Source organism: Nocardia sp. JCM 34519.1 (assembly GCF_020361265.1).
Taxonomy (GTDB): Bacteria; Actinomycetota; Actinomycetes; order Mycobacteriales; family Mycobacteriaceae; genus Nocardia; species Nocardia arthritidis_A.
The window spans coordinates 117542-140972 of sequence record NZ_JAIRBR010000006.1 but is presented as its reverse complement, the minus strand read 5'-3'; the positions used below and the strand labels follow the sequence as shown (position 1 = coordinate 140972).

Below are 23431 nucleotides of genomic sequence, written 5' to 3'. Positions count from 1 at the left end.
GTCATGACCTCACTTCGTTGTATCGTCGAACTTCATATCCCGCACCTGGTTCAGATAGGAACCGAGACGATCGGGACAGTAGGTGGCGATGGTCAATTCGACCGCGACGGCCACGTCGCGGTCGCCGATCACCGGGCGGCTGCCCGGTCCGTCGGCGCCATTGCTGATCGCGCTCTGATAGCGGGCCTTGATCAGCGGCGAGGACGGATCCTGGCAGACCAGGCCGCCGTCCCGGCCGAGGCTGTCGCCGATCACCCGCGGTTCGGGGGCGGGCAGCCCGGCGTCGGCCAAGCGGTCGTGCAGCCGCTGCGCCTTGGCCGCCGCATCCGTATCGCGGGCCGTCTCGGTGAACATCACGACTCCGAAAATAGCCATCAGACCGAGCAGTACGGCGGAAATAAGGTAGATGAGCCTGCGCTTGCCGAACGGAACATCCCGCATGGTCATTCCGGCTCCCCTTGCGGCAGTGCGGATTTCCACTCCGGTCTGCGAAGACTGAAGAACAGGAACGGAATCAGCAATCCGACGAAACCCATCCCGCCGCCGACGATCAGCACATATTGGGCGGTACTGCCGGAACCGAACTGCGACGGCGGCACGAATCCGATCCCGAACGCGGCGATCGATGCCGCGATTCCCAACGCGCACAACCCCATCAGCGCGGGCGCTCGGTAACCGCGCGGATGATCCTCCTGGTCCCGGCGCAACCGGACCGCCGCGGCGAACATCAGCACATACATGATCAAGTAGACCTGCGTGGTGATGACGGAGAGGATCCAGTACGCGCTCGACACGTCCGGGATGAACGCGTAGAGCAGTGCGATCACCGTGGTGAATACGCCCTGCGCGATCAGCATGTTCTGTTGCACGCCTTGCCGATTCAGCCGGGTCAGGATCGGCGGCAGGTAGCCCTCGGCGCGGCCGATCATGATCAGGCCCTTCGACGGGCCCGCCAGCCAGGTCAGCATGCCGCCCAGCGCCGCGGCCACCAGCAGCACCCCGACCACCGGGGTGAGGAAGCCGATCCCGAAATGGTTGAAGAAACCGTCGAACGCCTGCATCACACCGGCGGTGAGGCTCAGGTTTGCCGCGGGCACCACCCAACTGATCGCGACGGCGGGCACGATGAAGATCACCAGCACCAGCCCGACCGCCAGGAACATCGCCTTCGGATATTCCCGGCCGGGATCTCGCAGCGCGGAAACGTGCACCGCGTTCATCTCCATGCCCGCGTAGCTGAGGAAGTTGTTGACGATCAGCACCAGGCTCGCCAAACCGGTCCAGGCCGGAAGCAGATGCCCCGCATCCATCGGCGCGGCCGAGACGTTGCCCTGCGCCAGGAAGACCAGCCCGAGCAGCACCAGCACCGTGCCGGGCAGCAGCGTGCCGATCACCAGCCCCATACTCGACAGCCCGGCCACCGTCTTGGTCCCCTGCGCCGAAACGTAGACCCCCGCCCAGTACACGGTGATGATCACGATCGCCACGTACACCCCGTTCGCGGCCAACGCGGGATTGATGATGTACGCGAAAGTGCTTGCCACATAGGCGAGCAGACTTGGGTAGTAGAAGATCGTCATCGCGAACTGACACCAGACGGCAAGGAACCCAAGTGGTTTCGACAGTCCTTCGCCGACCCACTTGTACACCCCGCCATCCCATCCGGATGCCAGCTCGGCGGCGACCAGCGAGGTCGGCAGCAAAAACAGCAGTGCGGGAAGGAGATACAGGAATACGCAGGCCAGTCCGTATACCGCCATGGTGGGCGAGGCGCGCAGGCTGGCCACCGAACTCGTCGTCATCATCGCCAGCGTGATCCACGACAGATACTTCGTCGTCGCCCGCGCCGCGGTCGCCGTCTCGGCCATCGGCTTCGCCTTCCGTCGTTCGAGCACCTGCCCTACGCCGGACCGCCTGATGGGCGCCGCCGGAGGAAGTCCGGCGGCCCGCGCCGGGGCGAGCACTCGCCCGCCGCCGCTGGTCCACCCCGAATATTAACCGCCGAGCAAACGCTCAGCACCGAACGCGGCCGAGACGATCACTGCCCCGGCCCATCGAGTTCGGCGTCGAATCCCCGCTCGACCGTGGTCAGGAAATCGACGATGAGCCGCAATTCGGCCGCGGTGTACCCGGCGATCGAGCGCCGCCACCCACCGAGCAACGGCCCGTAGATCGGCGCGATATCGGCGAGCGCGCGCTCGTTGTCGAGGTGCACCAGCACCCGGCGGCGATCCGCCGTGTCGCGGACCCGCCGGACAAACCCGGCGCTTTCGAGCCGATCGATCAGGCCGGTCATCGACGCGGTGGTCAGGCGGGTGGACCGAGCGAGCTCACCGGCGGTTCGCGGGCGATCCTGCAGCAACTGCAATACCTGCATATCGGTGGCGTTTATGCCGAGCCGGGTGGCGGCCGCCTGGTTCATCCGCAGGCCGCGTTCGACTGTTCGCCCGATCCCGGCGAGCACGGCATCTACCAATCTGCCCTTCTCCGTTGACATCCCAGCTACCTCTCGCCATCCTAATAACTAGGTAACCTAGCAATATTGGTTACCTTACATAAAGGATACCGAGGTAATGGCCATGTTGCGTCACCTGACACCCCTACTGCTCACCTGCGCGGTCGCGACCGCGATCTGCGGCTCGGCCCACGCCGACTCCGGCGCCGCCGAGCGATACCAGGGCCGGTGGAATTACGACCTGCCCGACCAAGCCACGATGACGAATATCGCCGTGATGAATATCGGCGATGGCATACAGGGTCCGCAGATCGGCGACATCGTATTCACCGCAACAGGTCCGGACCGGGTCGTCGGCCGCACCGATGTCGGTTGCACCTGGCGATTCAAGAGCGCGGGCGACGCGCTCGTCCTCGACGGCGCGAACCAGACCTGCCACAATCCGCTCGCCGGCTACGCGTACACGATGACCGAGTGGACCGTGCGCGTCGACGGCGACCACGAAACCGAATCCATCAAGGCCATCAGCCATCACGGCGACCGCGACTACGAATTCGACCTCGCCCGCGGCGCACGCACCCGGACCGGCGAGGACGATCCGGCCGCCACCGCCGCGTTCACCGGGACCTGGGCTTACGGCGCACCGGATCCGAAGAGCGGAGCCAACATTCGGATGAGCGGCGGCGCGGCGGCACCGCAGACCGGGACCATCACGGTCGTCGCGAACTACGACGACCGCATCACCGCCCGCACCGACGACGGTTGCGAATGGACCATGGTCACCCGCGGCGACACCGCGAAACTCGACCCGCCGGTGCAGACCTGCACGATTGCGGATTCCGCTGTGACGCTGCGGTATTGGACCATCGTCAGCGACGGCCACCGCCAGATCTCCGGCGTATACGGCACCGATCCGGGCGGGGCCGCCTTCTCGATCGCCGGCGATCTGCACCGCGCCTGAGCCGAATCGTCCTGTCCGTCAGAGATTTTCAACAATGACAGCAGAAAGCCCCTGGAGTCGGATCCAGGGGCTCGGCGAATCAGTTCTGCGGTGCGGGCTTGCCGTCGTTGGCCCACTTGCTGGCGCCGGGGGCGGCCTGCATGGTCTGCAGCAGATCCATACCCGCGGCGACCAGCGCCGGACCGCCCGCCACGATGGTGCCGATGGCCCCGCCGACCGGAACACCGGCGACACCGCCGAGGATGCAGCCCAGCGGTATGGTCGTGACGCAGCCGATGGCGAAACCGATTATGCTGCCGACCAATCCGCCGACCTGCGTGGCGACGCCGAGCTTCGAGGAGAACTCGTTCATCGCCAGTTGATCCTCGGCGGGCGAGGCGATCGGCGTCACCACCAGGGGTGCGGTGACAGCCGGCGCGTTCGCGGGCCGTTCGGGCGTGATCTCCAGCACGGTGCCGTCCTGCTTCGCGACGGCCTGCACCGGGATCGGCGTGCCCTCGACGCGGTAGTCCAGCGGGAAGGACAGCACCGTCGCACCCTTGTCGTCCTTGATGTTCGCGATCTGGGTCTTCGGTGCGTCCGGCGTCGCGCCATCCTGTTCGGTGAGGGCGAAGGTGCCGCCGCGCAGGCTCGCGACAACCGTCTTATCCACCGCCTTGACTGAGTACCTGATCCCATCGGACGGCGCGGCGGGTTCCGCGTACACCAACCCGGAGCCGATTGTCACCGCGCCGACGACCAGTGCGGCGACCGCGGCAACACTACGCATTCTCATTCGTTTTTCCCATTCGCAATCCGGTCGCACTCGGCGGCGACTCTACGCAGATTTATACGCACTTCCCAGCTTCGAGAAGGGTCGCCGATGCTGGTCGTGACCGCGCGAGAATCCCTGGACCCCAGGACATTCCACGTCGAGCCCGCCGAGCGCCGACACCGCGGACCAACCTATTCGACCGATGCGGCCCCACCGTCACCGAACGATCATCGAAATCGTCATCCCCGCGTAGCGCGGACATCATCGTGTGGCGCGCCGCTCGATAAACGGCAGGCACCTAGGCTTGAGCGACATCCGGTTCGTCGAGGAGGTTTGCGAAATGCCCGAGTCATCCGAAGACCTTTTCGCCATGTATCCGCTCGAATCCGGCGCGCCGAAGAACGCGTTCCCGAAGGCCGAGATGTTCGGCCCGGCCGCCTACCAGATCGTGCACGACGAGCTGCTACTCGACGGGGTTTCCCGAATGAATCTGGCCACCTTCTGCACCACCTGGGTGGACGATCACGCCCGCAGGTTGATGGCCGAATCGCTGGACAAGAACATCGTCGACAAGGACGAGTACCCGCAGACGGCCGAATTGGAGCAGCGCTGCGTGCGGATGGTGGCCGAGCTGTGGCACGCACCGGATCCGGGGACGACGCTCGGCACCTCGACCACCGGGTCGAGCGAGGCGGCGATGCTGGGCGGGCTTGCCGCCAAATTCCGTTGGCGGGCAAAGGGCGGCAAGGGAATTCCGAATTTCGTCTGCGGTCCGGTCCAGGTCTGCTGGGAGAAATTCGCGCGTTACTTCGACGTGGAAATCCGGCAGGTGCCGCTGCGTGGCGACCGGCTGACCCTGCGACCGGACGATATCGCCGCGCACTGCGACGAGAACACGATCATGGTGGTGCCGACCTTCGGCCAGACCTTCACCGGACTGTTCGAGGATGTCGCGGCGATCAGCAAGGCCCTCGACGAACTGCAGGAACGCACCGGACTCGACATTCCGATCCACGTCGACGCGGCGAGCGGCGGCTTCCTGGCGCCGTTCACCGCGCCCGAATTGGTGTGGGATTTCCGGTTGCCCCGGGTGAAATCGATCAACGCGTCCGGGCACAAGACCGGGCTCGCGCCGCTCGGCTCCGGCTGGGCGATCTGGCGGGAGGCGAGCGATCTGCCCGACGAGCTGATCTTCAACGTCGACTATCTCGGCGGCAATATGGCCACCTTCAACCTGAACTTCTCCAGGCCCGGCGGCCAGGTGGTGACCTCCTACTACCAGTTCATCCGCCTCGGCCGCGACGGTTACACCCAGGTGCAATCCGGGTTGTACGGCGTCGCCCAGCATCTGGCGAAAGGTATTGCGGCGCTTGGCCCGTTCGAGATCATCCACGGCGGCGACCCGCGCGAGGGCATCGCCGCGGTGTCCTGGAGCTTGACCGACGGGCAGACCTACAACCTGTACGACCTCTCGGATCGGTTGCGCACCAGGGGTTGGCTGGTCGCCGCCTATCCGCTGCCCGCGGACCGACAGGAGCAGACGATCATGCGGGTGCTGGTGCGGCACGGCTTCAGCCACGATATGGCGGATCTCCTTCTGGCCGATATGCGAAGGGCGCTCGGCCAATTGGACCGGCACCCGCCGAGTTCGTCCATGACGCAGGAGGAATCGGGCGGGTTCACCCACGATGCGAAGCCCGCGGTGCCGTGAAATGCCGCGCCGCCGTTCGGATTTACGCCCTCCTCCGAACGGCGACGCGAACCGGCGGTGCCGCCGGCGAAGCCGGGGCGCGACCGGCCCGGCACCGATCTGGCCACCGATCACGCAACTCCCCGACCGCGCCCTGCGGCCGTGCCGTCTATGAAACTCCTTGTCCGCGACCCACTCTCACGCCGCACGGGCGATGCTGAACGGCTCCCAGCGATACACCTGGCTGACCGCGCCGTGATACTGCGCCAGATCGACCGCGTCGAGCATCGCCTGCCTCGGCCCGGAGCGGCTCAGCTGGGCGGCCGAAACCGCAAGGCGCAGCATGCCGCCGCGTCGTGCGGTGCGGGCCGCGCCCATCACCAACGCCCGGCACCACCACGGCTCGGCGCGGAACCCCTCGCCGATCCCGTACACCCTGGCCTTCTGCGCCACATTGCGCTCCAGATCGAGAATGGTCGTCAGGCCGAGCGCCAAACGGAAACCCACCTCGGGCAGCGCCTCGATCGCACCGGTCGAGGCGTCCCAGCGCGGCGCCGCGAACAGCCTGGTGCGCAATTCGACCTGCTCCATCACCCCGTCTGCGGCCATCAAACGCAGCCGCGCCTCGTGCCGGGGCAGCGCGGCGAATTCGGCCCTGCGCCGCTTGGTGGCCGCCTGGTCGTAGCCGTGCAGCACGATCGCGTCACCGCGGGCCCGCCGCCCGCGCAGCCAGGCCTGCGTCGCCGGATCGTCCACCAGCCGGTAGCGGCCCTTGAGCCGGGGCGCGACCAGCAGCGAGAGCCTGACGTCGCGCCGATCCATCTCCGCGGCGAATTCGATCGCGGCATCGCGGGTCGCGTCCCGGATTCCGGATACGGAAACGATCAGCTCAGCATTCATGAAATAACGGTGCCAGCCGCAGATGTCCACGGCGTGCAGGCCGGATGACCGGGAGCCGAACACCCTGTCGGCGTTCGGCTCCCGGCATCCCCCGATGTTCAGCGGCCGGAAACTCCGCGGTATTTCCGCATTCGCCCCGGGGACCGGTCAGGCGTCGGCCAGGCCGACGGTGTCCAGGATCCACGCCTCCTCGAAGGCGACCTCTTTCCACCGCTCGTAGCGCCCGCTGACGCCGCCGTGACCCGAGCTCATCTCGGTCTTCAACAGCAGCGGGGCGTCACCGGTTTTGGTGACGCGCAGCTTGGCCACCCATTTGGCCGGTTCCACGTACAGCACCCTGGTGTCATTGAGCCCTGTGATCGCGAGGATGGCCGGATAGTCCTTCGCCTCGACGTTCTCGTAGGGCGAATAGGACTTCATGTACTGGTAAACATCCTTGTCGTGCAAGGGATCTCCCCACTCGTCCCATTCGATGACGGTGAGCGGAAGATCCGGATCGAGGATCGAGGTGAGCGGGTCGACGAACGGCACGCTGGTGATGATTCCGGCGAACAGTTCCGGCGCGAGATTGGCGACGGCGCCCATCAGCATGCCGCCCGCGCTGCCACCCTCGGCCACCAGACGATCCGCGGCCGTCACCCCGGTGTCGATGAGATGCCTTGCGCAGGAGACGAAATCGGTGAAGGTGTTCTTCTTGGTGAGCGTTTTGCCGTTCTCGTACCAGTACCGGCCCATCTCGCCGCCGCCGCGCACATGCGCGATGGCGAACACCATGCCGCGATCCAGCATGGACAGCCGCGCGATGGAGAAATACGGATCTATCGCCGTTTCGTATGAGCCGTATCCGTAGAGCAGCAACGGTTTCGGCGAATCCGGTGCGAATTCCTTGCGCCAGACCAGCGAGATCGGGATCCGGGTCCCGTCGTCGGCGACGGCCCAATCCCGGCGCTGCACATACTCGTTCGGATCGTAGCCGCCGAGTACCACATCCTCCTTGCGCAGCAACAACTCTCCGGTCGCGGGCACGTAGTCGAAGATCTGGCGCGGGGTGATGAACGAGCCGAGCGCGATGCGCAGCGTCGGCTGCGCCCACTCCGGATTGCCCGCGGTGCCGACCGAGGCCAGCTCCAGGTCGAATTCCAGCTCCCGGCGTTCCCCGTAACCGTCCGCCGTCAGCGGCCAAATGGCAAGGCGCGGAAGGGCTTCCCGGCGGTAACCGAGTACCAGATAGTCGGCGAAGGCGCCGACGCTCTCCAACCGCACCTGCGGATCGTGGCCGATCAGGATGGTCATATCCGACGGGTCGGCGACCGGGGCCTCGGCGAGCACGAAGTTCTCCGCCTTCACCCCGTCGACCACGTCGTTGTGCATGATCAGGAAGCGGTCCTCGCCGCCGATCACCGCGTGCTCCACCGAGTACTCGACGCCCTCGCGGCGCGGCAGCACCACCCGGAATTCACCCTCCGGATCGTCGGCGGCCAGCACCCGGTACTCCGTGGTGATCTTGGAGCTGCTCACGATGAACAGGTACTGCTCCGAGCGGGTGCCGTCGATGCCGACCCAGAAGCGGTCGTCGGGCTCGTGGAAGACCTTGACATCCTGATCGGCGGGGGTGCCGAGGCGGTGCCGCCACACGGTATCGGGCCGCCATGCCTCGTCGACGGTCTGATAGAAGACGAACTCGCCGTCCAGCGACCAGGCCGCGCCCGCGGCGGTCTCGGCGATCTCGTCGGGCAGCGGCGCGCCGGTGCGCAGATCCTTGAAACGCAGCACGTAGCGCTCATTGCCGACGGTGTCCACCGAGTAGGCGAGCAGGTTGCCGTCATGGCTCACCTCGAACGCGCCGAGCGAGATGAAGTCGCGGCCCTCGGCGAGCTCGTTCAGGTCGAGCAGCACCTGCTCACCCGGAATCTCGACACCCGGCTTCAGCTCGGGCGGTGTCCACGCGTCGATGCCCTCGGCGTCGGCGGCGACGGGGCAGCGGCACGAGCTGCCGTACTGCTTGCCCTCGAAGGTGCGCGAGTAATACCAGTAGTCACCCATCCGGTGCGGCACCGAGAGATCGGTCTCCTGCACCCGCGACTTGATCTCGGCGAAGATCTTTCCCCGCAGCCCGTCGAGATGGGCCGTGCGCGCCTCGGTGTACGCGTTCTCCGCCTCGAGGTAGGCGATGACCTCCGGGTCTTCCTTGTCCCGCAGCCACTCGTACTCGTCGACGAAGACGTCGCCGTGATGCACCCGCTCGGTCGGCACCCGCTTGGCGATCGGCGCCGCAACACTCTCGACAGACATGGGTTCCACACTACTGTTCGCCCGGGTGCGGACCCCTCGTCGCGCCCGGCCCCGCCGATCCGCCGCTCGCCGCCTCGATGATGCCGTCGAGCACCGCGCGCGTCCGGTGCATATCGCGCAGCGCCTGATCGATGCGGCTGCGTTCCTCGGTGAGCTTGTCGACCAGGAACGGGGTGGCCGCCGCGTTGGGCGTGCCGTCCCTGTCGTGGATGCACGGCAACAATTCGGTGATGGTGTCGCTGCCGATGCCCGCCGCGAACATCTGTTGGATGCGCAGCACCCGATCCACCGCCGACTCCGGATATTCGCGCTGCCCGCCGGAGGTGCGCTCGGCGGCGAGCATGCCCTTCGACTCGTAGTAGCGCAGCGAACGCACGCTGACCCCGGTGCGCTGCGCCAATTCACCGATGCGCATAACCGCTCCTTGACCTGACATTGATGTCAGGTTCTAGCGTACCGAATATGCTGCTTTTGACCCCGTACCGCAATCATGTTCTCGCCCTACCGAATCGGATCGTCATGTCGCCGATGACCCGGCTGCGCTCGCTGCCGGACGGATCGCCGACGGCCGACGTCGCCGACTACTACGCACAGCGCGCGGCCGCGGGCCTGATCATCACCGAGGGCATCTGGCCACACAGCACCGGGCAGAGCGAGGCGTGGGTGCCCGGACTACAGACCAAGGCGCACGTGCGGGCCTGGCGGCAGGTGACCGACGCCGTGCACGCCGCGGGCGGACGGATCTTCGCCCAGCTCATGCACGGTGGCCGGAAGAACCACCCGCGCGGCCGGATCGACGGCTCCTGGCCCGCGGGCCCCTCCGCGGTGCTGGATCCCGATCACCCGCACCTCATCGACGGCACCAAGGGCGAACCGATCGTCCCGCGCGAACTCGACCGCACCGAAATCGCCCAGTTGCCAACGCATTTCGCCGATGCTGCGGATAATGCGATGCGCGCCGGCTTCGACGGTGTGGAAATACACGGCGCCAACAGCTATCTGCTGCACCAGTTCCTGGCCGACAACACCAACCTGCGCACCGACGAATACGGGGGATCGATCGAGAACCGGATGCGGCTGCCGCTGGCCGTCGTCGACGCCGTCGCCGCGGCGATCGGCTCGCGACGCACCGCGATCCGGCTCTCGCCGGGAAACCCGCAATTCAATATGCGCGAGGACAATCCGGGGCCGCTGTATCGCGCGCTCGTCACCGAACTGGATGGCCGTGACCTCGCCTACCTGCACCTCATCGATAACGACGACTATCCCGCGCTGGCCGATCTGCGCCCCCGCTGGCACGGCACGTTCATCGCGAATGTCGGGGAGAACCGTTCGGCCACCACGGCGGCGGACGCGGAACGCGCGCTGCGCGAACACCACGCCGACCTGATCTCCTTCGGCCGCGCGTTCATCGCCAATCCCGATCTGGTGGAACGCATCACGAACGACCTGCCGTTGGCGGAGATCCGCGAGGATCTGCTGTACGGACGCACCGCTGATGGCTACAGCGACTACCCGCGGTGGCAGCCGGAGCGAGTTGCGGTCCGGTAACGCGCTGGGCCGCAGCGAGATTCGGACGGATCGGACCTCGACAAGGCATTGCCGATGGTTCGCAAGTAATCTGCCGCGCATGAGGTTCGCCATCATCGCGCGGCTCGGCACCGCCGCCGCGGTTCTGTTCGGCTGCGTCGGCATCGGTGCGGTCGCACCGGCTTCGGCCTGCGCGTGCGGCGGAGTGATCCCGAAGGCCGGTGATCTCGGCAGCACCGCGACGGTGAATCGTGAAGTCGCGCTCCTGGGTTGGGACGGTCGCCGGGAAACGATCGTCATGCAACTGGCCCTGCGTTCCGGCATCGACACCGCCGCGCTGATCGTGCCGACGCCAACGCCGGCCACCGTGACCGCCGGTGCGCCGCAGACCTTCAAAGAGCTGGAGGCCCGCACCGCACCACAGGTGGTGACGCACTACCGCTGGCTATCCAAGATCGGCTCCGGAGCGTCATCGGCCGCGGCGCCCGTCACCGCGGGGCCCACCGTACTCGGCCGCGTCCAGCTCGGGCCGCTGGAGGCGACCACGCTCACCGGCGGCGACCTCGACGGTATCCGAAAGTGGCTGACCGACAACGGCTATCAGACCAAGCCGGAGGTCGTCGACGCGATGGCGCCGTATCTGCGGGACGGTTGGTCGTTCGTGGCCATGCGGCTCACCAGCGACCAACCGCTCAGCGGCGCACTCGATCCGGTGCGCTTCGAGTTCGACACCGACCGGCTCGTTTATCCCATGCGCATGTCCGCCGCCGCCAAGTCGAGCCAGACCGTGGTGCTCTACGTCCTCGGCGAGCACCGGATGCGGCGCACCGATCCCGACGCGAACAAACAATCGTCGGACATCGAATTCGCGGACAGGGTAACCGATTTCGCCGATGCCGACCTGGCGCGGCTCAGCGGCGGCGGCCACGACTACCTGACCGGACTGCGCGTCACCATCGACAACCCCGCGGCGATCAGCACCGACTTCACCTTCGCCGCCGCGGATTCCGACGAGCCGTATCACCAGATCGTCGAGCGCACCGAAAACGCCGAAATCCTCGGTGTACCAGGCGGTGTGATCCTCTACGGCGCACTCGCCGCCATCGGCCTGTTCGCGTTGGCCTTCATCCTGTTCCCCGGCCGCCGTGGTCCCCGCGACGGCTGGGCGGCATGACATACGTTATTCGCCAACGGTTTTCGTACGGCTGTGCGCCAAGCCCGACAGCACCGCACCGACCGCGCTGATCAGCACCAGTGCGACGACCTGCCCGGTCCAACCGCCGGGCACCCAGTCGAGCAGACCCCATATCTGGGAGGAACCGTGATGGAACAGCTGGCGGATCGCGGCTTGGGCGCAGACCACCATCAGGACCGCGCTCACGATCTGGACACCGAGCCACACATTCTTGTTCATTTCCGCTCCCGAATTCGTCCGATACCGGTCGCGTCATATGGTTGCCCGATCGATGCCCGCAGGTCAGCGGTCAACGGTCGAGACGTCGTACCTACTTTGGTCGATGGCGATTCGCCCCGGCGGGCGATGCGGTCACCTGGCAGGGCGGCTTAGAGTCACGCGGGTGACCACCGCACCGTCGCTGCTGCCGACACCGCCGCCGCTGCGCTGGTGGTCGCAGGCGTGGCGGCTGTTTCTGGCCGCAACGATCGGCGTCATCGGGTGGTGGGGCCTGAAAGGCGACCTCGCGCCGGATGTCGACGGCGCGCTGCGCGCCTGGTTCCGGGTGGGTGATCCGCTGGTCGGTATCGGTTGTCTGGCGCTCACCGGGTACCGGCGCCGCTATCCCTTCGCTATCGCCGCGATCGTCACGGTCCTATCCACCGCCGCCATATCCGCGGGCGGCGCGGCCATGCTGGCACTGTGCTCGCTGGCCACCCGGCGGCGCTATCCGGAGACGATCGCGGTGGCGATCGGCGGCGTGCTCACCGGCATGTTGACCGATTACCTGATCTACCCGAGACGGCCGGGCAGCACCCCCGAATGGTATGGACCGTCGGTCGTCGTCACCGCCACCGTCGCGGTCGTCGCCGTCGGGTTCGCGGTGGGGGCGCGACGAGATCTGGTGTGGTCTTTGCGAATTCGGGCCGAGACCGCCGAACGGGAGCAGCACGCGAGGGCCGCGGAGGCCCGCATACTCGAACGGCACCGCATCGCCAGGGAAATGCACGATGTGCTGGCACACCGGATTTCGATACTCGCCATGCACGCGGGTGCGCTCGGTTTCCGGACCGATCTGAGCCGGGAGCAGATCACCGACACCGCGAAAACCATTGCCACGAACGCTCATCTGGCGCTGGAAGAACTGCGTCAGGTGCTGGGCGTACTGCGCGCGGAGGATGCCGCCGACGCACCGGAACCGCCGCAGCCGACGCTGGCCGATCTGCCCCGGCTCGTCGCCGAGGCGCGGGCGGGCGGCATGACGGTCTCGGTTGTCGACAACACCGGCGGCGGCGTACCGGAAACCAGTGGGCGCACGGCCTATCGCATCGCTCAGGAGGGGCTGACCAACGCGCGCAAGCACGCACCCGGCGCCACGGTCCGCGTGCGCATCGAGGGCGGGCCCGACCGCGACCTGACCGTCGACATCGCCAACTCGGCACCCGAATACCCGTCGGACACAACGTCTTCCGGCTACGGACTACTCGGCCTCGCCGAACGCGCCGAACTCGTCGGCGGCACCATCGACTACGGCCCCGACCACAACGGCGGCTTCCGCCTACGCGCCGTACTTCCATGGTCGGCACCGATTGCCAAGGGCGACAAATGAATCCGAATCCGATCCGCGTCGTGGTGGTGGACGACGATCACCTGGCCCGCTCCGCGCTCACCCTGATTCTCGGCGGCGACCGCGAAATCGAGCTCGTCGGCGAGGCGGCCGACGGCGTCCAAGCGGTGGATGTGGTCCATACGCATGCACCGGATATCGTGCTGATGGATATCCGGATGCCGGTGCGCGACGGACTGGACGCCACCGCGGAGCTGCTTCGGTCGCCGTCACCGCCGCGGGTGATCGTGCTGACCACCTTCGACGCCGACGAACTGGTGTTGCGCGCGCTGCGTATCGGCGCGAGCGGATTCCTCTTGAAGGACACACCGCCCGGCGAGATCATCGAGGCGATCAAACAGGTGGCCGCCGGGCGACCGATGCTGTCGCCGAGCGTTACGGCGCAATTGATTTCGGCGGTCAAGGCCATACCGAACGACCGGAACGGCGAGATCGCCCGCCGCGCCGTCGCCGCCCTGACCGAACGCGAACTGGATATCGCCCGAGCCATCGGCCGCGGCCTGTCCAACGCCGAGATAGCCGGGGAGTTGCACCTCAGCGTCGCGACGGTGAAGTCGTACACCAGCAGGCTGCTCACCAAACTCGATGCCCAGAACCGAGTCCAGATCGCGATCGTCGTCCGCGACGCCGGGCTCGCTTAAGCGCCTATCGCGGTGGAGATGGTCGGCCACGACGCGTGCAGTGTGTCCTGCCAGTAGGACCAGGAGTGGGTTCCGGTGGGGCTGTAGTCGATTCGCGCGGCGATATTCATGGTGTGCAGCCGCCGCTCGAAGGCGGCGACGCAGGCGTTGACACCGGATTCGATCGGCCCGCCGAAGAAGATGTTCTCCGGCAGTTGGGGTTTGATCTCCGCCTCGTGCGGGCCGGGGATGCCGGACCCGGTGGACAGATAGATCGTCTTGCCGCGCAAGCGATCCGCCAGCTGCGCCGGATCGTGTTCGGCCCAGGCCGGACTGCCGGGCGGGCCCCACATATTGTTCGGGTCACCACCGCGATTCGCGATGGAGAACATCACCGCGCCGGTCGCCAAACCCGTGTCGGGACAAGCACTGTAGCCCGCGACGGCGCGATACAGCCACGGTTTGCGAACCGCCAGAATGAAAGCCGCGTTGCCGCCCATCGACAAACCGCCGATCGCGTTGACGCCGTTGCCATCGAAGTACGCGTCGATGATCGGCGGCAGCTCCTCGGTGAGGAAGGTTTCCCACCTGTATCGGCCGAAGCGCGGGTCGTCCTGCTGCCAGTCGGTGTAATAGCTGGCCTGGCCACCGACCGGCAACACCACATTCACCCGATCGCCCGCGAAGAACTGCTCGGCGTCGGTGGCGTTGGTCCAGGTGCTCTGGTTCGCGCCGGGATCCAGGCCGTCCAGCAGGTAGTACGCCGGACGCGGCCCGCCGCCCGCCGGATGCAGCACCTGAACCTGAATCGTCCGGCCCATGGCCGGTGAGTCGACGAAGACGGCCGAGCGGGTCGGGCTGAGCTCGGTGATGCGCACCCCGGCCGCCGCGGCCGGTGGCGGGTCGGAGATCGCCGGGCCGAGCACGGCGAACGCCATGGCCAGCACAGTCATCGCAACTCCGATATGCCGCACGACCCCACCTCCATCACCGCATGCCAATGGCATTCAACGGTACTCACACCACGGGTGGCGCGGAAGAGATTCAAGATCTGAGCATCGACACAGCAAACCGCATGGTTCGTATCGGGGCCGCAAGGTCAGCGGTTCAGCGCGCCCCGGATCGAAGTCGCGAGATAGTCCAGATCGGCGCGCCGCGGATGAGTCGGCCGCGCCCGCAGCCCGAACCCGTCACCCGCCGTCCGCGGGATCACGTGCAGATGCACATGGAACACCTCTTGCCCGGCCGTCACCCCGTCGGCCAGGAAGAAATTCACCCCATCACACCCCACCTCGCTGGCCCGCAAAGCCGCGGCCAACCGCTGCCCCACCTGGAACAGCTTCCCCCCGATCGCCGGATCCAATTCGGCCAGACTCCGCGCCGCCACCTTCGGCACCACCAGCAGATGCCCCGGCGTCAACGGCCGAATATCCATGAACGCCAACACATCATCGTCCTCGTAAACCTTGCTCGCGGGCGCCCGCCCAGCAATGATCTCGCCGAAAATCGTGTACGGATCCATCCCGGCACCCTAACCCGCCCCGAAAACCCCTGTCCCTCCCCCACTTCCGGTTGGCATACTCGTCTCGCGCTCCTGGCACTAGCCGGGAGAAGTGAACCCGGCTCCTGGATGGACGTCCAGCAGTCGGGTTTCGCGCTATCCAGACCGCCGCCATCAAATATTTCCTGTCGACACGAGAGCGCAGCGGCTACGCTTGTTGGGTAGCTCCTGGCACTAGCTGGGAGAAGTGGACCCGGGTCCTGGCCGGACGACCAGCATCCGGGTTTCGCGCTATTTGCAGCTGTATCCCCATGTTTGCGGCGTCCAATAAGTCCTGTGCGGACTAGACGATCTCAGCTATGTTCGTTGTTAGCTCCCGGCACTAGCTGGGAGAAGTGGACCCGGCTCCTCTCCGGACGGTGAGCAGTCGGGTTTCGCGCTACTTGCAGCTGTATCCCCATGTTTGCGGCACCGAATAAATTCTGTGCGGACTAGACGATCTCGGCTATGATCATTGATAGCTCCTGGCACTAGCTGGGAGAAGTGGACCCGGTTCCTGGTCGGACGGCCAGCAGCCGGGTTTCGCGTTATCTGCGGCCCTGTGCATCGTGAACGCCTCCAATGAGGCCCTCAACCAACGATTTCCACTGCCCACCAACTCCGAACGCCCACGCCATCGCATCCGGCCACCACAGCCCAGGCTCAGTGTGCGGCAAGGCGTGCACATACGGCAGTTCACCCGACATCTTCCGCAGAGCTACCGCGATCGTTTGCCGATCCCGCCAGTCCTGACTCTCACGCGATTCGATTACGAGCCGTGTTGCGTGCATCTCGGCCAAGTCGGTCACCAGGGCATAAAGACAGTCATGCCGAGCACTGATCTCGACGCCACGCGCCTCATAGAACATAACCTCGATACCGCTGAGTTGTACGAGAGCAGCGAGAATTTGTCGCTTCCGCTGGTCTGACTCGTGTTTGAAATGCCAGCGGCGCTGGCCGGGCAGACATAGCTCTCGCGCGACCGCACGGGCACGACTAAGACTGCCGCCCTGGATCAGCGCAGCACACAGTATGTACCGGTCCCGGCGAACCGACTCGTCGACGAACGCGTGAATGGCCACGCGGGGACAATACCGACCGGCTATGACACCCGCGAGCGAATTCGCAGCGAAACTGGTACGGCCACTACAGAATTGGCGACGGAGTGTAGCGGGCGGCGTCCGGGTACCGGTCCACCAGCTTCTGCACCTGGCCGATCACATCGGAGACCTGCGCCTGCGCGGCGCCGATGAACGCGGACTTGTCGGCGAGCGCCGCATCCAGGGCCGAACGGTCAAGGGGCAGGCGGGAATCGGCGGCGAGACGATCCAAAAGGTCCGGCTCCCTGCCCTGTTCACGCATCGCCAATGCGACCGCGACCGCGTGCTCCTTGATGACCTCGTGCGCGGTCTCCCGGCCGACGCCGGCCCGCACCGCCGCCATCAGAATCCGGGTGGTGGCCAGGAACGGCAGGTAGCGGTCGAGTTCCCGGGCGACGACCGCCGGGTAGGCGCCGAATTCGGCGAGTACGGTGAGGAAGGTTTCCATCATGCCGTCGATGGCGAAGAAGGCGTCCGGCAGCGCGACCCGGCGCACCACCGAACAGAAGACGTCACCCTCATTCCATTGCGCCCCAGCGAGTTCCGCGGCCATCGAGGCGTAACCGCGCAGCACGACCTGCAGCCCGTTGACGCGCTCGCAGGAGCGGGTGTTCATCTTGTGCGGCATGGCCGAGCTGCCGACCTGGCCGGGCTGGAAACCCTCGGTGACCAGCTCGTGTCCGGCCATCAGCCGGATGGTGTGCGCGAACGAGGACGGTCCGGCGCCGACCTGCACCAGCGCGGAGAGCACATCGTGGTCCAGCGAGCGCGGATACACCTGCCCGACGCTGGTGAGCACGTTCGCGAAGCCGAGGTGGCGGGCCACCTGCTGTTCCAGCTTCGTCAGTTTGGCCGGATCGCCGCCGAGCAGGTCGAGCATGTCCTGCGCGGTGCCCATCGGGCCCTTGATGCCGCGCAGCGGGTAGCGGTCGATCAGCTCGCGCAGCCGGGTGAGCGCGATGAGCAGTTCGTCGGCGGCCGAGGCGAACCGCTTGCCGAGCGTGGTGGCCTGCGCCGCGACATTGTGCGAACGCCCCGCCATCACCAGCGCCTGATATTCGGCGGCCCGCTCAGCCAGCCGTGCGGCGATCGCGACACCGTGCGCGTGCACGTGTTCCAGCGAGAGCCGGATCTGCAGCTGCTCGACGTTCTCGGTGAGATCGCGGCTGGTCATACCCTTGTGCACGTGCTCGTGCCCGGCCAGCGCGTTGAACTCCTCGATCCGCGCCTTGACGTCGTGCCTGGTCACCCGCTCACGTTCGGCGATCGATGCGAGATCGACCTGCTCGAGCACCCGCTCGTAATCGGCGAGTACCCCGGCAGGCACCTCGACGCCGAGTTCGGACTGGGCCCGCAACACCTCCAGCCACAGCTTGCGCTCGAGTACGATCTTGTGCTCCGGCGACCACAGATGCACCAGCTCCGGAGAGGCGTACCGAGTGGCGAGGACGTTGGGGACGATAGTCACGTCCGGTCAGTCTAGTGCCCGGAACCGGTCCGCTTGCTGGGGCGTCTGTATTTGATGCGCCGCGACCGAACCGTCCATATTCACCCGCGCCGCCGACTCCGGCCCCGACGTCCGCACCGGGGGTGCGACGATATCGATCACCTCGAGCAGCGCACCGCGGGCCGTCCGCCGCGGATCCGGATCCATCTCGCTGAGCGCGGCGACCACCGCGCCGTCCACCACCGCGACCAGCCTGCGCAGCTGTTCGGAGCGCACCGCCCGGTCCGAGCGCCGCAGCACATCGCCGAGCAGTTCTTCGAGCTGGGCCCGTAGTCGTAGCTGGACCTCGCGCAGTTCGGGGTGCCGGGCCGAGGCCACCGAGCGCTCGTAGCGCGCGATCAGCTGACCGCGACCCGCCTCGTCGTGCCCGTCGGTGCCGACCAGCAGGTCCAACACCAGATCGACGGTCGCCTCGGCGCCCCGGCGGCGATGACTCACCTCGCCGACCCGGCGGCGCATCGCGTCCAGCTCCGCATTGCCGCTGAACTCGACCGCGCGCGCGATCAGATCGTCGAGCGATTCGAAGTAGTACGTCGTGGACGCCAGCGGCAGGTCGGCGCGGGTGGCGACCGACCGGTGCCGCACCGCCTCGAATCCGCCTTCGAGTAGCAACTCGGCGGCAGCAGCTACCAGAGCCTGGCGACGCCGTTCGCCTTTCGGGGTCGTCGCGGTGATCACCGTGCCATCGTGCCAGTCGTCATCAGTTCATCCAGGGGAATTCAGAGAGGAAAAGCAGCCACCGTTGTTTTACCGCATCCGCGCCTTTCCGGTGCCGAACTGTGGAAACTTGTTGCCGGACAGTAGGAGTCAGGCGCCGAGATACTTCCGGAGCCGAATCAGCGCCGCCTCGATGTCCGCGGTGGCTCCGGCAAACGAGAAGCGCACCGTGCGATGGCCGTTGACGGTGTCGAAGTCGAGGCCGGGCGCGAGCGCGACACCGGTGTGGTCGAGTACATCGGCGCACCACTTGCGGGAATCACTGGTCAGATGGCCGATATCGGCGTACGCGTAGAACGCGCCATCGGCCGGGGCGAGATCGGTGATGCCGAGTTCCGGCAGGCCGTCCAGCAGTAGCCCGCGATTCACCGCATAGCGGCGCACATGACCGTCCAACTCCGCCTTCGCCTCCGGTGTGAAGGCGTGCATGGCGGCGTACTGGGAGATGGCCGGCGGGCAGACGGTCAGATTCGAGGCCAGGCGTTGCAGCGCCGGACGCAGATCGGCGGGCGCGAGCATCCAGCCGAGCCGCCAGCCCGTCATCGAAAAGTATTTGGAGACCGAACCGATGACCACCGATTCGCGGGAGGTCTCCCACGCCGAGGAGGTCCGATTATCGGCGTCGGCACCGTCGTAGGTGATGCCGTGATAGATCTCGTCCGAGATCAGCAGCGTGCCGTGTTCGTCGCACCAGCGGGCCAGCGCGGCCAGTTCGGCGGGGGTGATCATGGTGCCGGTCGGGTTCGCCGGGCTGGCCACCACAAGTCCGGCGGGCGGCTCGGGCAGCTGTTCGAGCATGGCGACCGTCGGCTGGAATCGGGTCTGCGCGCCGCAATCCAATTCGACGACGCGGCAGCCGAGCGCCGCCAAGGTGTTGCGGTAGGCGGGATAGCCGGGTCGAGCCACCACCACGGTGTCGCCCGGGTCGAAGGCGGCCAGGAAAATCAGCGAGAACGCGCCGGAGGATCCCGTTGTCACCACGACATCGTCGGGGTCGACGGGGTAGCCGTAGGTCTCGGTGTGGTGGCGGGCGATGGTCTCGCGCAGCGGCAGAATGCCGAAAGTCTCTGTGTAGCCGAGCAATTCGGACTCGATGGCCTGTTTCGTCGCACGCAGCACCGGCGCGGGGGCCGGCGTCGACGGCTGGCCCGCCGCGAGCACCAGCACATCGCCGTGTGTGCGGGCGCGTTCCGCTGCGGCTTTCCAGACATCCATCACGTAGAAAGGTGGAATGGTCGACCGGCGAGATTCTCTTGACACCCGACAGACGGTAGAGCACGCGCTCCCGTGCGGTCGGGGTTATGGTCGGCACAATGCTTGACAAGGCTCGCCGAGCGGTCGCCCAGCGTCTCGGCGCCGGGTCCGCCGGCGCCGACGTTGTCGACGCGTCCGCACCCGAGCCGCGATCGGCCGATTCCGCCGATGGAAACGGTCATGGGTCGCGGAATATGGAAAACGGAACCGCTGAGACCCAGCAGAACGACAGCGCATCGAACGCCGGTTCGCACCCGAGCGACGGGACTGCCAACAGCACCGGTAACACCGCCTCTAACGGCAATGGCACGAAGTCCCCGCTCGACGACACCGACTCAGCCGACGAGCCGAGCGCCGAACGTACCGCCAGGTTCGTGGGAACCACTGTCCTACAAGCGAATTGGCGACAACAACAACGTCCGGAGTCCTACATCGGCTCCTACCTCCGAAGACAGCTCACCGAACACGCCCGCAAACTACCCAGTTATCAGGAGATTCGCGCATCGGCGCGAAAAAGGCTCACGCCCGAGGAGATTCGGGCACTGGTGCGGAAACGGCCGGACCGCGACCGGATCCTGGCACTGCTGCGCGAACACCGCGTGCTGATCGCCACCCTGGTGGTCGCGGCCGTCTTCGCGGCGGGCGACTCCGTCTTCACCGGATTCGTCATCGACCGGCCCGCGGAAATCGGTGAGGCACAACGAATTCCGGTCGCCTACCCACTACAGGTGCAGGCCGACCAGCCCTCCGTGCGCCGGTATCTGAACGCCATCGCCAACGGTGAACGGCTGCGCGAACAGGAGGTCGTCGCGGCGGCCGCGCGGGCCACCCTCGAGCGAGCCAAGGCCGAGGCGGCGGCCGCGGCGGCGGGCGAATATCAGCCGTGGATGTCCGGTGGCGCGGCGCCCGCCGCCGGCGCGACACTGCCCGGCATCACCGGCTACGTGCTGCCCACCCGCGGCACCTTCACTTCCGGATTCGGTTCGCGCTGGGGCACTTTCCACAACGGCATCGATATCGCCAACGCCATCGGCACCCCGATCTACGCGGTCGCGAACGGCACCGTCATCGATGCGGGCCCCGCCGAGGGTTTCGGGCTGTGGGTGCGGATCCGGCACGACGACGGCACCATCACCGTCTACGGACATATGTACGACTTCTTCGTCTCGGTCGGTGAACGGGTTCCGGCGGGTATGCAGATCGCGCGCATGGGTAACCGCGGCGATTCCACCGGCCCGCACCTGCATTTCGAGGTGATCGTCAACGGCCAGCACGTCGACCCGGCGCAGTGGCTGGCGCTGCACGGATTGTCGTTCGGCTGAGCTGTTCCGCCTCTCCGGATATTCAGGCCGGACTCGTGTGCCGCGAGATTTACGTTGGCGGCTGGCGGTACGGATATCGGTAAGTTAGCCCGTTCCCGATGAGTTACCCATGTAATTACGAAATCAGTTGTTACGCAATGATTTCAGACGCTGATGCGGTCCTCGACGGCGGCCAGGCCGATATCGGTGCGGTAGTGGCTGCCGGGCAGCTTGATCGCGCCGATCCGCTCGTAGGCGTTGGCCCGTGCCTCGGCCAGATCACCGCCGATTCCGACGACGTTCAGCACCCGACCGCCCGCGGAGAGCAGCGCACCGTCCTCGCGCAGCGTGGTTCCGGCGTACAGTACCGCCGTCGCGCCGTCGAAGGCGCCGTCGCCCGCCCCGGTGATCACATCGCCGATTCGCGGCCGCCCCGGATAGTTCTCCGCGGCAAGCACAACGGTGATCGCCGATCCGTCCTTCCACTCCGGTGCGGCGACTTCGGCCAAAGTTCCGGTGGCCGTTGCGTACAGCAGTTCACCGAGCGGGCTGTCGAGCAGCGCGAGCACCGCCTGCGTCTCGGGATCGCCGAAGCGGCAATTGAATTCGACGACCGCGGGCCCGGCCTGGCCGATCGCGAGACCGGCGTAGAGCAGTCCGGAGAACGGACAACCCCGCCGAACCATTTCGGCGGCAACGGGTTTCACCACATCCTCGACGATCGCGGTAACCGTTTCAGCGGGCAGCCACGGCAGTGGGGTGTACGCGCCCATACCGCCCGTATTGGGTCCGGTATCGCCGTCGCCGACCCGCTTGTGGTCCTGCGCGGGCAGCAGCGCGACCACGGTCTCCCCGTCGACGAGGCAGAACAGCGAGACCTCCGGCCCGTCCAGGAACGATTCCAGCAGCACCGGATGCCCCTGCTCCAGCAGTTCGGCGGCGTGGTCGCGGGCCGCATGCCGGTCCGCGGTGACCACGACACCCTTACCGGCGGCGAGCCCGTCGTCCTTCACCACCCAGGTGGGTCCGAAACGGTCGAGCGCCGCATCGAGTTCGGCCGGATTGTCCACGACCTCGCTGTGCGCGGTGCGCACGCCCGCCGCCGCCATCACATCCTTGGCGAACGCCTTCGAACCCTCGATCCGGGCGGCCGCGGCCGACGGGCCGAAGCATGCGATCCCGGCCGCCCGCACCGCGTCGGCGACGCCGAGCACCAGCGGCACCTCGGGCCCGATCACCACCAGATCCGCTTCGAGTTCGGTGGCCAGCGCGACCACCGCCTCCGCCGAGCACGGGTCGACCGGCTTGGTCTGCGCGTGCTGCGCGATTCCGGCGTTGCCCGGTGCGGCGAAGAGCGCGGCCACCGCCGGATCCCGGCGCAGCGCCAGGACAAGGGCATGTTCACGGGCTCCGGAACCGATGACGAGTACGCGCACGGCCAACAGCTTAGGTGCTGGGTGCGCGGCGTACACGCGGTGTACCCCTCGGGGATGACGGGACGGTCGCCATGTTTCGCCGGTCGTTCGCGCCGGAAGAGGATGATGGGTTGTTGGACAACGGATGTGGGGGCCGAGCCCCCACATTTCATGCTGGCTCGACCGGTGGAGGGTGCGCGGACGATGGGTCTGATCGACGGACTGATGGGCAATGCCGGGCGGATCGATTCCGCCAAGGCACAGCAGGAGTACACCCGGCTGCTCGGCGAGGGCGAGCAGGTGCGGGCCGCGTACCTGCTGGTCCGCGACGCCATCCTGTTCACCGATCGGCGGCTGATCCTCATCGACAAACAGGGCATGACCGGACGGCGCATGAGCTATCACAGCATTCCGTACCGGGCCATCACCCACTTCTCGGTGGAGACCGCAGGCACCTTCGACCTGGACGCGGAACTGGCCATCTGGATTTCGGGTTCGCCGGAACCGGTGCAGAAGCGGTTCAACCGTCAGGTGGACATCTATGAGGTGCAAGGGCTGTTGTCGCACTTCGTCGCGGGCTGAGACCGCGGCGGG

23 protein-coding genes are annotated in these 23431 nt (G+C 66.7%); 8 read left to right on the top strand and 15 right to left on the bottom strand.

The features are described from left to right. Positions 1 to 9 precede the first annotated feature (9 nt). The 3 genes from LGY53_RS17665 to LGY53_RS17655 all read right to left on the bottom strand — a co-directional run bounded on the left by LGY53_RS17665 (position 10) and on the right by LGY53_RS17655 (position 2497). Complete coding sequence (locus LGY53_RS17665) at positions 10 to 447, bottom strand: hypothetical protein (protein ID WP_225727762.1); 438 nt, start codon at positions 445 to 447, stop codon at positions 10 to 12. Beyond that, positions 444 to 1868: an APC family permease gene (locus LGY53_RS17660; RefSeq protein ID WP_225727761.1), complete on the bottom strand. Its 1425-nt coding sequence runs from the start codon at positions 1866 to 1868 to the stop codon at positions 444 to 446. The genes LGY53_RS17665 and LGY53_RS17660 overlap by 4 nt, the downstream gene beginning before the upstream one ends. A 170-nt stretch (positions 1869 to 2038) precedes the next feature. Continuing rightward, positions 2039 to 2497 (bottom strand): MarR family winged helix-turn-helix transcriptional regulator, encoded by a 459-nt coding sequence (locus LGY53_RS17655; protein ID WP_225727760.1) that lies wholly within the window; start codon positions 2495 to 2497, stop codon positions 2039 to 2041. Positions 2498 to 2573: 76 nt separating this feature from the next. Between LGY53_RS17655 and LGY53_RS17650 the strand changes: the two genes are divergently transcribed. Next, positions 2574 to 3416, top strand: coding sequence for a hypothetical protein (locus LGY53_RS17650; RefSeq protein ID WP_225727759.1), 843 nt, complete (start codon positions 2574 to 2576; stop codon positions 3414 to 3416). A 79-nt stretch (positions 3417 to 3495) separates the two neighbouring features. Here LGY53_RS17650 and LGY53_RS17645 read toward each other — a convergent pair whose 3' ends face one another. After that, a complete protein-coding gene (locus LGY53_RS17645; RefSeq protein ID WP_225727758.1) occupies positions 3496 to 4185 on the bottom strand; it encodes a hypothetical protein in 690 nt (229 codons plus the stop codon). A 325-nt stretch (positions 4186 to 4510) separates the two neighbouring features. On the opposite strand from LGY53_RS17645, the gene LGY53_RS17640 reads away from it, so the two are divergent. Continuing rightward, the gene (locus tag LGY53_RS17640; RefSeq protein WP_225727757.1) at positions 4511 to 5881 is read left to right on the top strand and encodes a glutamate decarboxylase; all 1371 of its coding nucleotides are present in this window, start codon (positions 4511 to 4513) and stop codon (positions 5879 to 5881) included. 177 nt (positions 5882 to 6058) lie between these two features. Here LGY53_RS17640 and LGY53_RS17635 read toward each other — a convergent pair whose 3' ends face one another. The 3 genes from LGY53_RS17635 to LGY53_RS17625 form a co-directional block, all read right to left on the bottom strand. Beyond that, the gene (locus LGY53_RS17635; protein ID WP_225727756.1) at positions 6059 to 6760 is read right to left on the bottom strand and encodes a DUF2334 domain-containing protein; all 702 of its coding nucleotides are present in this window, start codon (positions 6758 to 6760) and stop codon (positions 6059 to 6061) included. Positions 6761 to 6907: 147 nt separating this feature from the next. After that, positions 6908 to 9052: a S9 family peptidase gene (locus tag LGY53_RS17630; RefSeq protein WP_225727755.1), complete on the bottom strand. Its 2145-nt coding sequence runs from the start codon at positions 9050 to 9052 to the stop codon at positions 6908 to 6910. Between the two features lie 10 nt (positions 9053 to 9062). Then, complete coding sequence (locus LGY53_RS17625; RefSeq protein WP_225727754.1) at positions 9063 to 9467, bottom strand: MerR family transcriptional regulator; 405 nt, start codon at positions 9465 to 9467, stop codon at positions 9063 to 9065. 47 nt (positions 9468 to 9514) lie between these two features. Between LGY53_RS17625 and LGY53_RS17620 the strand changes: the two genes are divergently transcribed. Both LGY53_RS17620 and LGY53_RS17615 read left to right on the top strand, forming a co-directional pair. Beyond that, positions 9515 to 10603 carry an alkene reductase gene (locus LGY53_RS17620; RefSeq protein ID WP_225727753.1) on the top strand — a complete coding sequence of 363 codons (1089 nt, stop codon included), beginning with the start codon at positions 9515 to 9517 and terminating at the stop codon, positions 10601 to 10603. A 79-nt stretch (positions 10604 to 10682) separates the two neighbouring features. Further along, the gene (locus tag LGY53_RS17615) at positions 10683 to 11756 is read left to right on the top strand and encodes a DUF2330 domain-containing protein (protein ID WP_225727752.1); all 1074 of its coding nucleotides are present in this window, start codon (positions 10683 to 10685) and stop codon (positions 11754 to 11756) included. Between the two features lie 6 nt (positions 11757 to 11762). On the opposite strand, the gene LGY53_RS17610 is transcribed toward LGY53_RS17615, so the two are convergent. Further along, positions 11763 to 11996, bottom strand: a complete 234-nt coding sequence (locus LGY53_RS17610; RefSeq protein ID WP_225727751.1) for a hypothetical protein — start codon at positions 11994 to 11996, stop codon at positions 11763 to 11765. A 163-nt stretch (positions 11997 to 12159) separates the two neighbouring features. Between LGY53_RS17610 and LGY53_RS17605 the strand changes: the two genes are divergently transcribed. Both LGY53_RS17605 and LGY53_RS17600 read left to right on the top strand, forming a co-directional pair. Then, entirely contained in the window at positions 12160 to 13365 is a 1206-nt protein-coding gene (locus LGY53_RS17605) for a histidine kinase (protein WP_225727750.1), read from the top strand. Continuing rightward, a complete protein-coding gene (locus LGY53_RS17600) occupies positions 13362 to 14024 on the top strand; it encodes a response regulator transcription factor (protein ID WP_225727749.1) in 663 nt (220 codons plus the stop codon). Before LGY53_RS17605 ends, LGY53_RS17600 begins: the two co-directional genes overlap by 4 nt. Here LGY53_RS17600 and LGY53_RS17595 read toward each other — a convergent pair. The 6 genes from LGY53_RS17595 to LGY53_RS17570 all read right to left on the bottom strand — a co-directional run bounded on the left by LGY53_RS17595 (position 14021) and on the right by LGY53_RS17570 (position 20082). Continuing rightward, on the bottom strand, positions 14021 to 14956 hold the full coding sequence (locus LGY53_RS17595) for an alpha/beta hydrolase family protein (RefSeq protein ID WP_225727748.1): 936 nt from the start codon (positions 14954 to 14956) through the stop codon (positions 14021 to 14023). The genes LGY53_RS17600 and LGY53_RS17595 overlap by 4 nt on opposite strands. 146 nt (positions 14957 to 15102) lie before the next feature. Next, positions 15103 to 15525, bottom strand: coding sequence for an HIT family protein (locus LGY53_RS17590; RefSeq protein ID WP_225727747.1), 423 nt, complete (start codon positions 15523 to 15525; stop codon positions 15103 to 15105). Between the two features lie 566 nt (positions 15526 to 16091). After that, complete coding sequence (locus LGY53_RS17585; protein ID WP_225727746.1) at positions 16092 to 16625, bottom strand: hypothetical protein; 534 nt, start codon at positions 16623 to 16625, stop codon at positions 16092 to 16094. A 64-nt stretch (positions 16626 to 16689) separates the two neighbouring features. Beyond that, positions 16690 to 18111, bottom strand: a complete 1422-nt coding sequence (gene purB / locus LGY53_RS17580) for an adenylosuccinate lyase (RefSeq protein ID WP_225727745.1) — start codon at positions 18109 to 18111, stop codon at positions 16690 to 16692. 6 nt (positions 18112 to 18117) lie between these two features. Beyond that, positions 18118 to 18828, bottom strand: coding sequence for a TetR/AcrR family transcriptional regulator (locus LGY53_RS17575; protein ID WP_225727744.1), 711 nt, complete (start codon positions 18826 to 18828; stop codon positions 18118 to 18120). Between the two features lie 129 nt (positions 18829 to 18957). Further along, complete coding sequence (locus LGY53_RS17570; RefSeq protein ID WP_255664324.1) at positions 18958 to 20082, bottom strand: pyridoxal phosphate-dependent aminotransferase; 1125 nt, start codon at positions 20080 to 20082, stop codon at positions 18958 to 18960. A 413-nt stretch (positions 20083 to 20495) separates the two neighbouring features. Between LGY53_RS17570 and LGY53_RS17565 the strand changes: the two genes are divergently transcribed. Continuing rightward, positions 20496 to 21443 (top strand): M23 family metallopeptidase, encoded by a 948-nt coding sequence (locus LGY53_RS17565; RefSeq protein ID WP_225727742.1) that lies wholly within the window; start codon positions 20496 to 20498, stop codon positions 21441 to 21443. 143 nt (positions 21444 to 21586) lie between these two features. On the opposite strand, the gene purD is transcribed toward LGY53_RS17565, so the two are convergent. After that, positions 21587 to 22858: a phosphoribosylamine--glycine ligase gene (gene purD / locus LGY53_RS17560; RefSeq protein ID WP_225727741.1), complete on the bottom strand. Its 1272-nt coding sequence runs from the start codon at positions 22856 to 22858 to the stop codon at positions 21587 to 21589. Between the two features lie 183 nt (positions 22859 to 23041). Here purD and LGY53_RS17555 point away from each other — a divergent pair, with 183 nt between their 5' ends. Beyond that, positions 23042 to 23419, top strand: a complete 378-nt coding sequence (locus LGY53_RS17555; protein WP_225727740.1) for a PH domain-containing protein — start codon at positions 23042 to 23044, stop codon at positions 23417 to 23419. Positions 23420 to 23431 lie beyond the last annotated feature (12 nt).